We start from the raw sequence: 13,576 nt of genomic DNA on the forward strand, positions 1-13,576 counted from the left end.
AAACCGGCCGGCAACGCGCAGCTTCGACGCTACGTCCCCGCCCCGGCGACCGCATGCCGCGCGGGGCAGACTGGAGACATGGCAAACGCGCCCCATGATCCCACTGACGCCCTCGCCGCCGCGGCCACGGGGGACCCACTCGCGGCGAGGACGGGGCGGCCGGCCGCCCCGTCCGCCGCCGAGTCCGAGGTCGTGGATCTGTGTCGGGACCTGCTGCGCTTCGAGTCGGTGAACCGCGGGAACGGCGACGGCCACGAGCGGCCCATCGCCGAGTACGTGGCCACCAGACTGGCCGAGGTCGGGCTGGAGCCGGTGCTGCTCGAGTCCGCGCCCGGCCGCACGAGCGTGGTGACCAGGGTGGAGGGCACCGACCCGTCCCGCTCCCCGCTGCTCATCCACGGCCACCTGGACGTCGTGCCCGCCGACCCGTCCGAGTGGCGCGTGCATCCCTTCTCGGGCGAGGAGGCCGACGGCTGCCTGTGGGGGCGCGGCGCCATCGACATGAAGGACATGGACGCGATGACGCTCGCCGTCGTGCGCGACATGGTCCGGTCGGGCCGGCGTCCGCCCCGTGATCTCGTCGTCGCCTTCGTCGCGGACGAGGAGGCCGGCGGCACCCTCGGCGCGCGGTGGCTGGTGGACAACCATCCCGACCACTTCGCCGACTGCACCGAGGCGATCAGCGAGGTCGGCGGGTTCTCCTACACCGTCTCGGACGACCTGCGGCTGTACCTGATCGAGACGGCGCAGAAGGGCATCGCCTGGATGAAGCTGACCGTCGCCGGCCGGGCCGGCCACGGGTCGATGATCAGCGAGGACAATGCGGTGACCAAGCTGTGCGAGGCGGTCGCCCGGCTCGGTCGGCACCAGTTCCCGATCGTGGTGACCCCGACCGTGCGCGTCTTTCTCGACTCGATCGGCGAGGCGCTGGGCATCGAGCTCCCCGCGGACGACCTGGAGACCACGATCGCGAAGCTCGGCCCGATCGCGCGCATGATCGGGGCGACGATCCGCAACACGGCGAACCCCACGCAGCTCGCCGCCGGACACAAGGTCAACGTGATCCCCGGCGAGGCCGTGGCCTACGTCGACGGGCGCTACCTGCCCGGGCAGGAGGAGGAGTTCCTGCGCCAGGTCGACGAGCTGCTCGGGCCGGAGGTCCGGCGTGAGTGGGTGGTGAACGACCAGGCGCTGGAGACCGGGTTCGACGGCCCACTGGTGGACGCGATGGCCTCGGCGCTGCGCGCGGAGGACCCGGCCGCCCGGGCCGTCCCGTACATGCTCTCAGGCGGTACCGACGCGAAGTCGTTCTCCCGGCTCGGCATCCGCTGCTTCGGGTTCTCCCCGCTGCTGCTCCCGCCGGACCTCGACTTCGCCGGCATGTTCCACGGCGTGGACGAGCGGGTGCCCGTCGACGCCCTGCGGTTCGGGGTCCGCGTCCTGGACCGTTTCCTCGCCGCCTCCTGATGGGAGCTGACCCGCGCCGGCGTGCGAACCGCCCTGCCAGGCGAACCGGCCCGGCTGGCGAACCGGCCTGACGCGCGAACCGGCCCGGACCTGATGGTCCGGGCCGGTTCGTGGGCCGCGCGCACGGGCCGGGAGGTCAGGCGGTGCGGACGGGGGATGCGGACGGGCCGTGCGGTCGGGGTGGACCCCGGGATCAGGCGGTGCCGGTGGAGGCGCTGCCCGACGCGGCGCCGTCCGGACCGAGATGGGCCGACTCGGCGCCCGGCGCCGGGTTGCCGGCCGGCGCCTTGCGGGCCTTCGGAACGGCGCCAGGCTGCCCCGCCGGCCGGGTCGCCGCCGAGGGGCCTCGGGAGGCCCAGTCGTCGGGCAGCGTCGGCATGAAGCCCTCGCCCAGCCGTTGCAGTGCTGACCGGGCGAAGATCTGCTGCGTGGTCACCGTCCGCTCGGAGCGGCCCCGGCCGATGAAACTGACCGTCCAGTGCAGCAGGGTCGTCACCCGGTGCTTGAACCCGATGATGTAGACGAGGTGCACGGCGAGCCACATCAGCCAGGCGACGAACCCGCTGAGCTGGACGCCCTTGATGCTGGCCACGGCGCTGAAGCGCGAGATCGTGGCCATGCTGCCCTTGTCCTTGTACTCGAAGTTCCGCATCGGCGGGCCACCGCGCAGCCGGGTGCTGATCGTCTTCGCGGCGTACTTGCCGCCCTGGATCGCGACCTGGGCCACACCGGGCAGCCGGTCGAGGGTGGCCATGTCACCGACGACGAACACCTCGGGGTGCCCGGGCAGCGTCAGGTCGGGCTGCACCTGGATGCGGCCCGCCCGGTCGAGGACCGCGCCGGACTGCTCGGCGAGCTGCTTGCCGAGCGGGCTGGCCGCGACCCCGGCGGCCCAGATCTTGCAGACCGACTCGATCCGGCGGCGCGTGCCGTCGGAGTCCTCTACGTCGATGCCGCGGGAGTCGACGTTGACGACCCTGGCCCCGAGCTGGATCTCGACGCCGAGCTTCTCCAGCTTGGAAGTGGCCTTGGCGGCCAGCTTCTCGCCGAACGTGCCGAGCACCGACGGGGCGGCGTCGAGGAGGATGATCCGCGCCTTCGTCGTGTCGATGCGCCGGAAATCCTGCCGAAGCGTGCGGTGCGACAACTCGGCGATCTGCCCGGCCATCTCCACACCGGTCGGCCCGGCGCCGACGACCACGAACGTCATGTAACGCGCGGCGTCGGCCGGATCGGGTGTCGTCTCGGCCACCTCGAACGCGCCGAAGATGCGCCCGCGCAGCTCCAGCGCGTCATCGATGCTCTTCATACCGGGTGCGTGCTCGGCGAAGTGGTCGTTGCCGAAATAGGACTGACCGGCGCCGGCCGCGACGATGAGACTGTCATAGTGCTGTACGTCCGTGCGCCCGAGCAGGTTGGACGTCACGGACTTCGTCGCGAGGTCAATGGACACGACCTCGCCGAGTTCCACCTTCACGTTCTCCTGGCGGCGCAGTACCTCACGCGTGGTCGGGGCGATCTCCCCCTCGGACAGGATGCCCGTCGCGACCTGGTACAGCAGCGGTTGGAACAGGTGATGTGTGGTCTTCGCGACGACAGTCACCTCGACGGGCTCGCGCCGCAGGGCCTGCGCGGCGAACAACCCGCCGAAACCCGAGCCGATGATCACGACCCGGTGCTTTTGGTGTTCGTCGCTCGTAGCGGTCACAATCGCTCCCCACGTGCCGATGGGTGTCTGACGGAAGTGGTGCACGGTCCGTCCGCCTCTCCATCTTCCGCCGTGAAGCCGGGGGGAGATCGTGTTGATACTCACGTCACGACGCGCGGCCTTCCGGACGGCCGGCGGCACACTCGTCCTGAAGTGTTGTGTCTATCCGGGCCGGGCTGGTGGCCGACGGCGTCAGGCAGGCCTTTCCGGACAGCCAACGGCGAGCATCAGGTCGGGAGATATCCCGGCAGACCGCCCGGACGGCGCCGCCGGCGTAGCACCACTCGGCGGGTCCCATCGGGGTAGATGCGGGAGCGTTCGAGCTCCCAGTCCCCGAACTCGGCGTGCAGGGTGAGGATCGCGACCGCGGTCCGGCGGTCGGTGCCCGGCGGCATCGTCAGCCGCTGGTACTCGAGCTCCCTGTCGGCCAAGGCACATGCACCTCCTGGTCGCCGGCCCGGTGTGCCGGCCGCCCTGCCGCCCCCGCGCGGCTTCGTCCGGCGGCCGTCATCCGGTCGCCAGCCGGCTCGCGCGGGCGCGGACCTGTTCCGCGAACCCGCGCCCACCTTGACGAACGACGGGTGTCCCGTGGGAAAACCTTGGCGTAACGGCTCATCGAGCACAAGCCATCATCAGCCGCGGGCCCGGCTTGGACGAGGCGGAACCGGTCAGCGAACGCGGGAACGGTCAGCGAACGCGGGAACGGTCAGGGAACATAGGACAGCGTGAACGCCAGTGTCGCGTACACGGTCATCGCCGCGGTCGAGACGGTGATCACCAGCATCCACACCTCGCGCCGTGCCGTCACCAGCGCGGCGACGAGCAGGAACGGGAAAGCCCCGTACAGGTATCGCTCCGACGAGTCGAGGTTGCTGCCCGTCAGCACCGCGGCGAGCACCAGGGCCGACCACACGGAGTAGGACACCGGCAGGGCACGGGCCATGACGACCAGCGCGACGAGCGCCAGCAGCAGCCAGGGAACGTGCAGCGCGGTGCCGAGCTCGCCGTGCAGGGCGCCCTTCGCCGCGTCGATGACGGTCAGCAGCGGATTGGCCGTGCTGCCGTGGCGGGCCGCGTCCCGCTGCATGGTCAACGGAGCGAGGCCGTCGCCGTGGATGGCCGCCGACCACAGCAGGTAGATCCCCGCCCCGGCCACGGGCGCGGCGACCGCGCACAGCCGCGCGAGCGCCTCCCGTGCGGCGGCGCGCGGTGCCGACGGGGCACCGAGGTCTTCCGGCTCAGCCGGACCGAGGCGGTCCGGCTGCGGGGCACCGAGGCGGTTCGGTGGTGGGGCGCCGAGACGCCGGGCCAGGGGTAGCGGCAGCCCCCGCGCGGCCTCGATCGCGACGGGGACGGCGAGAAGCAGGCCCAGCGGCCGGCACAGGCCGCCGAGCAGGCCGGCGACCACCGCCAGCTCCCAGCGCCGCGTCCGCGCGCCCAGGAACGCCGTGACGGCCAGCAGCCCCGCCAGGGCCTCCGCGTAGCCCATCACCAGGACGAACGCCGGGGGGGCCAGCGCGGAGATCCAGATCACCCGTCGCACCGTGTCGTCGTCGAACCCCTCGACCCGCGCGATGCCGACCAGAGCGAGGGCGAACACGACAGCGATCAGGTTCACCAGGACGAGCAGCACCTGGCCGCCGTGGCCGCCCAGGCCGGGCAGGGCGGTGAAGAGCCGGACCAGCAGGGGGAGCAGCGGGAAGAAGCGGCGGCTCTCGGCGCCGGCCGCGTCGTAGCCGTTGTCGGCGATGTTGAGGTACCAGCCGGCGTCCCAGCCGAGCAGGTCGGTGGTGTCCAGCGTGGCCCCGTTGTCACCGGCGACGGTGTCCGCGACGAACCTGGTCAGCGCCAGCGCCGCGCCCACCACGGCCCGCGCCGCGATCCAGGCGATGAGCACGTCCCGCAGGTACCAGCGCTGCGCCCAGGCCATGGCCGCCTGGGCTCGGGTCGGCGTGCCCGCGGATGTCGCCGGCCGGCCGTCGGTGGCGCCGTCCGGGCCGCGCGCGGACCTGCGCCGGCTGCCGCGGGCGTAGAGGCGTTCCTGGAGCGGGCCGGTCCGCCCGACCGGATCGAGGGCCGGCCCCGTAGCAGTCTCGAGCGGTTCCGGGGCTGCTGTGGCCGGTGTCGGTGCCGGTGTCGGTGTCGGTGTCGGTGGTATCGGAGCCGACGGCTCGGACGGCTCCGACGGCCGCGGGGACCACCGGTCAGACGTCCACCGGTCAGGGGCCCATGAGTCCGGTACCCATGCCGTCGCCTGTGGGCCCGGTCCCAGCGGGTCCAGTGCCTGCGGGTCCAGTGCCTGCGGGTGTGGTGCCGGCGGAGCTGCCGCCCACGGACTCGCTGTCCACGGACTCGCCGCTGGCTCGTCCGCGATTGGCGGTCCCGCGGACGCCGGCTCCGGCGACTGGCCCGGCTCCGGCGAGGCGGGGGTCGGCGTCGACGGGGTGGGCAGGTGCAGCGCCGGGTAGCTGGGACGTCCCGGCTCGAACCAGGAGCTCCCGGAGGTCGGCGCGTCCGCCCGGTGCGCCGCCGGCGGGACGGAGTACGCGGGCGGTGCGGGGTGCGTGGGTGGCGCGGTGGGCTCGGCGGGCCGTGTGGGTTCCGCCGCGCCGGACGAGGCCTCGTACGCCGGCCCGGCGAGGTAGACCGGGCCGATGCGGGGGCCGTCACCGCTCCCGGCGCCCCCGGCCGGCCCCGGTGGGGGCACCGCCGGCCCTGGCGGGAGCACGGCGGGCAACGCCGCCGGGCCCCCCTCCGGGTGCGGCGGGCCAGCGGCGTCCGCCTCGCCCGGAGCGGGCTCGCGCCGGCCCGGATCCGGTCGACGTCCGCCCGGGTGCCAGCCGCGCGGGGTGGTCACGACGCCCGGAACCGCAGCAGGGCGTAGTTCTCGTAGACCCGTGCCGGCAGACCCTGCTCCATCACCTCGTCGGCCACCGGCCGCTGCGTCTGCAGTGTCGCCCGGACCTGGGTGCACAGCTCCTCGTAGGTCCGGTAGGCGCCGGAGCCGGCCATGAACACGGTGTTCGTCCCGGCCTCCGCGATCGCCCGCTGGGCGATCGCCACGCCGTTGGCGGACTCGTTGCGCTCCTCGTAGTCGACCCAGTCGACCCGGTCCGGGGCGGCGTAGGTCGGCACCACGTACACCTTGAGCCAGGACGGCACGGTGCGCGCGAGGCCCGGCCCCAGCTGGTCCGGGCACACCAGCAGGATGTCGCCCGGCCTGGACAGCCGGGTGAGGACGTCCGCGGCCTCGCCGGCCTGGGACCGTTCCCGCCGGACGTCGCTCGTCCCGGCGATGACACCGACGAGCGCAGCGACCGCGACCACGCCGTGGAACACCCGGCGGTCGGCCAGCATCGTCGCGCCCAGTCCCACCACGAGCAGGAACGGGACGAACGCCGTCGCGGTGTACCGGTCGGCCCACGCGTTGCCCACCAGCTTGCCGGCCGCCACGGCGACGATCAGCGTCCCGGTGGCCAGGAGGAACAGCGTGCGGCCCGGCTCGAGGCCCTTCAGGTCGAGCAGGACGAACCGCCCGCCCAGCGGACGGCCGGCGATCCCGGCGGCGACCAGGCCGGTGATCAGGAACAGCAACAGCCGGCCGAGGGTGGTCGGCCCACCGGCCCACTGCCCGTACGCGTGGCTGACGGCGGCGAAGCTCGCCGGCTCGCCCCAGGGCGTCCCGGTGTGGGCGAGCTGGGAGCGGAAGTTCGGCAGCCACGGAGCGAACACCAGGCCGCCGGCGATGATCCCGATCATTCCGGCGAGCGGGCCGCGGGGGTGCCAGGTGGGCACGGCCCGCCGCGCGCCGCCGGCGGCGTCGGCGAGCAGCTCGGGCGCGGCCGTGGGCTGCTCGGACGCGTCCGCCGGCGCCGGCGCGGCCGGACGGCGCCCGCCACGCGAGTGTGCCCCGGACCGCCCGGCGCGGCCGCGCCGGGCGGTCCGCGCCGCCGCCACCCGGGGCCGGACGACGACGAGCCCGACCAGCCACGCACCCACGGTCACCAGCAGGTAGAGACACCAGTAGTGGGTCAGGGCCAGGCATCCCGACGCCACGGCCAGCAGCACCATGTTCTTCACCGACGGCACCCGCAGCACCCGCTCCAGGGCCAGCCCGCCGAGCGCCGTGAGCAGCACGATCAGGCTGTACATCCGGGTCTCGGTGCCGAAGTACAGTGCGAACGGCGAGGTGAGGTACAGCACCACCGCGACCTTCGCGCCGCGGTCACCGACGAGCCGGCGTCCGAGATAGAACACCGGCACCGCGGAGCCCAGGTTGATGACGGCGGACATCCCGCGCACCGACGCGGTGCCCTCGCCGAAGACGCTGATCCACAGGTGCAGCAGGATGTAGTAAAGGGGCGGCGAGCCGTCCTGGAGGAGCCCGTCCCACATGGTGGGCGCCGCACCGGACAGCGGCAGGCGGGCGATCGCCACGCTCTGTGCCTCGTCGAGCCACAGCGGCTGGCGTGCGATGAAACGCACCACCACCGCCGCGGCGATGATCAGCACCAGCGCGCCCCGGAAGATCCGGTGCTCGCGGTCGGGTCGAGCTCCGACCCTGTCGACCGGCTCGGGGGTGTGTTCCGCCGGCCGCACCGCGACGTCGGTCACGGTCAGTCCCTTCGGTACCGGGGGCACGACTGCGACGGCGAGGTCCGCGGGTGCGGACGCCCGGCGCGTGTTCGCGCCCGTTGCTGCAGGTGAACGCGGACACGTCCACGGGTGAAGCCTGGTCTTGACCGGTCCCGCGGCGGCCGCGCCGGCCGGGCCGGGACCACGCGCTCCAGGACGCTCGGGGGACGGAGCGCTGTCGGGACGGCATGTTCCTGGAACAGTGCACTGTCTGGGACGACCCGCTCCGGATCCGTGGAGTCGGGGACCGCACGGCCACTGCCCCCGCCGCCCGCCCGTCCCGCGCCGGGTGGGCGTGGGACGGGGCGGACGGGGCGGAGGGTCGTGACGCGGAGCGGGAGAGGGCGGTGGACGGCGGGTGTCAGGGCCGGGAGGCCGGCCCCGCTACGACCGGCCCGGGGAGGAGACCTCCTCGTGGTAGTCCTCCTCGACGTTGACCTCCCACACGTCGTGGCTCTTCCCGTCGATGATGTTCTCGACGGTGAGCATCGCGGTGAGCATCGAGTGGTCCTGGTTGTTGTAGCGGTGCATTCCGTTACGGCCGACGGGGTGGACGTTGGGAGCGTAGTCCTCGAGCCAGCCGCGGATGATGTCGACGTTCTTCTTGTAGTCCATGTCGTAGTACGGGTACGCCTTGGGCATCCGCACGACATAGCCGCGCTCGACCTGGTCCGCCTGGACGAGGCCCAGCTTGGCGAGCTCCTTGGTGCCGAGCGCGATCAGCTCCTCGTCCGAGGAGTTCCACATCTCGTCGCCCTCGAAGACGAAGTACTCCAGGCCGAGACAGGTCCGGCCGTCCTTCACCAGGAACGGCGACCAGGACGCGAAGTTCTGGATGCGGCCGACCTTGACGTCCGGCGCGTGGATGTAGATCCAGTTGTCCGGGAATCCGGCCGATTTGGGAACGACCAGCGCGACGGTGAGGAAGTCGCGGTACTTCAGGGCGTTCGCGGCGGCCAGGACGCGCGCCGGGACCGGCGGGTCCATCACGCGCACCAGCGACGAGAACGACATCGAGGAGATGAAGTGGTCGCCGGTGTACTGGTACTCGGTGCCGAGGTCGTCCCGGGACGACTCCGGCGCGCCGGCGCCCGGCCCGTAGCCGCCGGTGACCACTGTCGTGACACCGGTCGCGCGGCCGTTCTCGTGATGGATCTTGCGGACCTTCTCCTCGAAGACGATCCGGCCGCCCTGCTTGACGATCTTGTCCGCGGCCGTCTCCCACATCATTCCCGGCCCGAACTTCGGGTACTGGAACTCCTCGATGAGAGAGGTGATGTCCTTCTGGTTCCGCTTGGGCAGCACCGCGTTGGTGATGGCGTTCATCAGCGAGAGGCTCTTGATCCGCTGGGCCGCCCAGTCGGACGGCATATCGCTGACCTTCACACCCCAGAGCTTCTCGGTGTAGGTCTTGAAGAAGGTGCGGTAGAGCCGCCAGCCGAACCGGGCGACCAGCCAGTTCTCGTAGTTCGACTGGTCCTTCGGCGGGCGCAGCTTCGCCAGCGCGTACGAGCCGATGCAGCGTGCCGCCTCGGCGACCCCGAGCCCGCCGAGGGCGTTACCGGCCTTCAGCGGGTAGTCGAAGAACTTGCCGTTGTAGTAGATGCGGCTCGACCGCGGCCGGAGCAGGAAGTCCTCGTCCGGCAGGATCTCGTGCCACAGCTTCTCGACCTCGGGGACCTTGGTGAAGAAACGGTGGCCCCCGATGTCGAAACGCCATCCGTCCCGCTGGGCCGTACGGCTGATTCCGCCGACCACCGAGTCACCCTCGATAATCGTCACGGGGATCTCCCGCTTCATCAGCTCCCAGCCGGCGGAGAGACCGGCCGGCCCGGCTCCGATGACGACTACCTCTGGCTTTTCGGTCACTGTGCCGGACCTCTCCTCAACGACAACGTCCGTGGTCTGTAGGGGGGTGTGCGCGCGGCGAGATTTCGCGCCCGCGACTGGCAGGACCCCTCCCGGTGCCGGAACCTTCGCATCCGGCCTCGGGGGGCAGTCTCGCATGACAGTTACCGTCGCTTCACCGGACCCCCCGGCGCGGACGCCGCGCCGGGTTCGGCGTATGGCGTCCCGTCACCGTGACCGCATGTGGCCCGTTGGCGCCGACCTGGCCGCCGGCGGGGTGCGCGCGGGCCGGCGTGACGGCCGCTCTGGCATCGTGCGGGCATGTCCTGCGCCCTACCCGACTCCCCGGAGTCGAAGTCGGCCGAGCCGGGCCGGTCGCGCGACCACCCTCCCGGGGGGACCGCCGCGCCGGCCCGTGCATCAGGCGCCGGGGGCGTGGCGGGGGCCTCGCCCGGCACGGTGGCGCTCCTGCTGGGCTGGTGTGGGGTCGCCGTGGGGATCAGCCTCTCCGACGGCCGGTACAGCCCGCTCGCCCTGGTCATGGTGCTCCTGGGGTGTCTCGCGGTGGCCGTCGCCGTCGCCGTGCCGAGCGGCTGGGGTGGCCGGGGCGGCCCGCGGGCCCGGGCCGGCCGCGGCCGCCCGCGGGGCCTTCCGCTGCGGACCGCGGGCGTTCGGCTGGCCTGCGCGTCGTGCGGGATCGTGGTCGCCGCCGGGCCGATCCTGCGGCACCCGCGCTACTACGCCCACGGCCCGGCCGCGACCGCCGCGGACGCGCTGGCCGCCGCCGCCGGTCTGCTCGCCGGCCTGACGCTCCTGCGCTGCGCCGTGCCACCCGGCGGACGGTGGGCGTACGGGCCCGCACACGGGCGGGCGGCGGGCGGCCGGGTGTTCTGGGCCGTGCTCGGCCTCGCGCTCGCGGCGGGTGTCGCGACTGTCGCGGCCGCCCCGCAGCCGCGGATCGACGTGTTCCATCTCCTCCAGGTCTCCACCTCCGGGCTGGCCCGGGGCACGAACATGTACCGCCAGCAGTGGGCGCCGGATCGGGCCGGCTACACCGCCGGCGGGCTGTTCGACGTCTACCCGTACCTGCCGGGGACGTCCCTGCTGCTCGCGCCGTTCCGGTGGGTGCTGGGGGACGTCCGCTACGGGCTGCTGGCCGCGCTCGCCCTGGCGGCGGTGGCCGGCCGCGCGCTCGTGCGGCGGCGGGACGTCGCCAGGGTCGACGCGGTGGCCGGCCACGGCTCCGGCGTCGAACCCGACAGGTGCGTCGAACCCGACACCGACCCGGATCTCCGCGTCGGCGATCCCGGCTTCGGTGTCGGGGGGCATGGCGGGGCGGCGGTCGCCGCCGGTCTGCTCCCACTGCTCGTCGTCGTGTTACCGGAGTCCATGTACGCGCTGCAGCAGTCCTGGACCGAGCCGCTGCTGGTCGCGCTGCTCGCGGTGATGGTCTGGGCGGTCGCCGCGGGCCGGACGGCGCCGGCTGTCGTCGCGTTCGCGCTGGCCCTCGCGAGCAAGCAGCACGTGGCGTTGCTGGTCCCGCTCGCGGCCTGCTGGCCGGCGTTCGGCCCGCGCCGCACCCTGGCTGCCGCCGGTCTGGGGGTGGCCGTCGTCGCGCCCTGGGTCATCGCGGCTCCGGGCGACTTCGTCGACGACGCCGTGCGCACCAACCTCGGCTACGAGGTGCTGAACCACTCGCTGTCCATACCCGGCTGGGCGCACCATTTCGGGATCACCCTCGGCTTCGGCGCGACCGCCGTCGTGCTGGGCGCGGCCTACCTGCTGGCCTGGCGAGCCCGCGGCGGGGCGGCCGGGTTCTGCGCGGGGTCTGCGCTGGTCCTCCTCGCTCTCGACGTCATGAACAAGCAGACCTTCTTCAACCACTACACGCTGCCGATGGGGCTGCTCGTGCTGGCGGTGGCCGCGGGCGCGGCGGCCCCGCCTCAGCGCAGGGTGGAGAACCGCTCGAGGGAGGCACCCTCGTAAAGATCGCGCTTCTCGACCTGCAACGCCCGGTCCCGCAGGGACGCCAGCTGGTCGGAGAGCACCGCGCACGCGCCCTCCAGAAAGCGGTACCCGTCCGCCCGGACGAGCAGGACGGCGTGATCGGGCCCGGCCAGGTCGTTGACCTCGGCCGCGAAGGCCGCCCCGTTCGCGCGCTTCATCCGGTCGGCGTAGTCGACCCAGTCGACCAGCGCCGGCCCGGCCTCGTCGGCGTAGACGATCTCCCGGATGTCGATGTCGCCCCGGCGCTGGATCGCCCGGTGCACGGCCGGGCCGAGCTGGTCCGGGCAGTAGGCGACGACGTCCCCCGGCCGGGCGAGGTCGGCGATCCGGTTGGCGATCTCGCCCGCCTGGGTCCGCTCCGTCCGGGCGAGCTGGTACCCACCGAGCAGGCCGCTGATCGAGGCGACCACGACCACCGCCACGAACGCCCGGTGCACCGGCAGCTGCGCTATCCCGAGCGCCGCGAGCAGCAGGCAGGCGGGCAGCGCGATCCCGGTGTAGCGCTCCGCGTAGGCGCTGCCGCCGAACATGTTGACGAAGTACGCCAGCACCAGCGGCGCGAGCCAGATCGCGGCGAGGTACCTGCCCGGCGCCCGCCCGGAGATCTTGACGTGCAGCTCCCCGCCGAGCGGACGGGCCGTCAGCCCGATCAGCGCCCCGCCGAGCAGGATGATGCCCAGCAGCGCGCCGGTCGACTGCGGGCCGGCCCAGTCGAAGACCGTGTCGAGCAGCACCTGGGCCTGCACCCGGGGTGCCCAGGGTGTCCCCGTGTGCAGCATCTGGAAGAGGAACACCGGCATCCAGGGCGCGAACAGCACCGCCGAGGCGGCCATCGCGACGAACGCCCGCAGCGCCGGGCGGCGGTAGTGCTCCCGCCGCCGCGCCTGCAGGAGCAGGAACGCCGCCACGGTGAACACCACCAGGAACGTCCAGTAGTGCGTGTAGACCAGGGCGGCCGTCGCCAGCGTCAGCGCGGCGAGCCGTGGCAGGTCCGGCCGGTTCAGCGCCCGGACGGCGGCGAAGCCGAACACCAGCACGAGCAGGACGACCAGCGAGTACATCCGCGTCTCGCTGCCGTAGCGGATCGCGTACGGCGAGCAGGCGAACAGCAGGAGCGCGGCGAGCCCGACCCGCTGCTCGGCCGACGGCCCGCCGTTGCCGAGGGCGGTCGCCGCCCGGCCCACGTACCGCCCGGCGAGCCAGGCCAGCGGGAGTGTGGCGAGGGAGAGCACGCCCGACAGCGCCCGGACGGCGATGTCCCCGTCACCGAACACGCTGATCCAGACGTGCAGGAGCAGGTAGTACAGCGGGGGTGACCCGTCGTGCCGCAGCGCCTGCAGCAGGTCCGGCACCGGCCGGGACGCGATGCCGACGGTGAGCGACTCGTCGAGCCACAGGTGGCTCGGGGTGGCGAACCGCAGCACGGCACCGGCGGCGACGGCCAGGAGTGTCCCGGCCAGGAAGAACTGGTACGAGGCCGCGACGGTCCAGTCCCGGGCCCGGCGGAACCGGGCGATCAGCCGCGCCGGCTCGGCCCGCGATGGGTAATCGGTCCGCTGGGCGGGCACGGTCTGCTCGCCCGGCTCCGCCTCCGCGGCGGGCGGCGCCTCCGCGCTCGGCTCGGTCTCCGCAGCGGTCATGGTCTGCGCGTCCGGCTGGGTCTGCGCGTCCGGCTGGGTCTCCGCGGGCAGCCCGGTGCGCGGGAGCCGGCCGGTCAGCACCGCATGGTCGTTCGGTGGGTCCTGCGCCGACCGCGGCCGAGGCGCCACAGCCGCGGCTCCCGGCCCCGAGGCTGCCGGCTCCGCGGTAGTGCCCGTGACCTGGCCGGTCGGCAGGTCGTCTGCGCTCACCATCCGCACGCTACCCATCCGCACGCTACCCATCCGCACGACGCACGATCTTGCCGTGGTG

Annotated in this window: 8 protein-coding genes; 2 read left to right on the plus strand and 6 right to left on the minus strand. The window is 73.2% G+C overall.

Annotated features, from left to right (window positions below):
- Nucleotides 1–78: 78 nt before the first annotated feature.
- The gene (locus tag FMEAI12_RS15515) at nt 79–1,467 is read left to right on the plus strand and encodes a M20/M25/M40 family metallo-hydrolase (protein WP_071063586.1); all 1,389 of its coding nucleotides are present in this window, start codon (nt 79–81) and stop codon (nt 1,465–1,467) included.
- A gap of 193 nt (nt 1,468–1,660) precedes the next feature.
- Here the strand turns inward: FMEAI12_RS15515 and FMEAI12_RS15520 are convergent, their stop codons facing one another.
- From FMEAI12_RS15520 to FMEAI12_RS15540, 5 genes are all read right to left on the minus strand, one after another.
- Nucleotides 1,661–3,196, minus strand: a complete 1,536-nt coding sequence (locus tag FMEAI12_RS15520) for an NAD(P)/FAD-dependent oxidoreductase (protein ID WP_049796003.1) — start codon at nt 3,194–3,196, stop codon at nt 1,661–1,663.
- Nucleotides 3,197–3,402: 206 nt separating this feature from the next.
- Nucleotides 3,403–3,606, minus strand: coding sequence for a DUF5703 family protein (locus FMEAI12_RS15525; RefSeq protein WP_018499906.1), 204 nt, complete (start codon nt 3,604–3,606; stop codon nt 3,403–3,405).
- A 275-nt stretch (nt 3,607–3,881) separates the two neighbouring features.
- Nucleotides 3,882–6,032, minus strand: coding sequence for a mannosyltransferase family protein (locus FMEAI12_RS38205; RefSeq protein ID WP_235014034.1), 2,151 nt, complete (start codon nt 6,030–6,032; stop codon nt 3,882–3,884).
- Nucleotides 6,029–7,789: a glycosyltransferase family 39 protein gene (locus FMEAI12_RS15535; protein ID WP_112106566.1), complete on the minus strand. Its 1,761-nt coding sequence runs from the start codon at nt 7,787–7,789 to the stop codon at nt 6,029–6,031. The genes FMEAI12_RS38205 and FMEAI12_RS15535 overlap by 4 nt, the downstream gene beginning before the upstream one ends.
- Nucleotides 7,790–8,194: 405 nt before the next feature.
- Complete coding sequence (locus tag FMEAI12_RS15540) at nt 8,195–9,679, minus strand: NAD(P)/FAD-dependent oxidoreductase (RefSeq protein ID WP_112106567.1); 1,485 nt, start codon at nt 9,677–9,679, stop codon at nt 8,195–8,197.
- A gap of 300 nt (nt 9,680–9,979) precedes the next feature.
- On the opposite strand from FMEAI12_RS15540, the gene FMEAI12_RS15545 reads away from it, so the two are divergent.
- Nucleotides 9,980–11,644, plus strand: coding sequence for a glycosyltransferase (locus tag FMEAI12_RS15545; protein WP_235014035.1), 1,665 nt, complete (start codon nt 9,980–9,982; stop codon nt 11,642–11,644).
- On the opposite strand, the gene FMEAI12_RS15550 is transcribed toward FMEAI12_RS15545, so the two are convergent.
- Complete coding sequence (locus FMEAI12_RS15550; RefSeq protein ID WP_112106583.1) at nt 11,602–13,518, minus strand: glycosyltransferase family 39 protein; 1,917 nt, start codon at nt 13,516–13,518, stop codon at nt 11,602–11,604. The two genes, FMEAI12_RS15545 and FMEAI12_RS15550, sit on opposite strands and share 43 nt — an antisense overlap.
- Between the last annotated feature and the right edge of the window lie 58 nt (nt 13,519–13,576).

Origin of the sequence: Parafrankia sp. Ea1.12, assembly GCF_900465275.1 — a bacterium.
GTDB classification, from domain to species: Bacteria; Actinomycetota; Actinomycetes; order Frankiales; family Frankiaceae; genus Parafrankia; species Parafrankia soli.

What these genes read in the sequence shown, in the direction of transcription:
- FMEAI12_RS15515 (WP_071063586.1), top strand. Translation starts at nt 79, where the DNA reads ATGGCAAACGCGCCCCATGATCCCACTGACGCCCTCGCCGCCGCGGCC.
- FMEAI12_RS15545 (WP_235014035.1), top strand. Translation starts at nt 9,980, where the DNA reads ATGTCCTGCGCCCTACCCGACTCCCCGGAGTCGAAGTCGGCCGAGCCG.
- FMEAI12_RS15550 (WP_112106583.1), bottom strand. Translation starts at nt 13,518, where the DNA reads ATGGTGAGCGCAGACGACCTGCCGACCGGCCAGGTCACGGGCACTACC.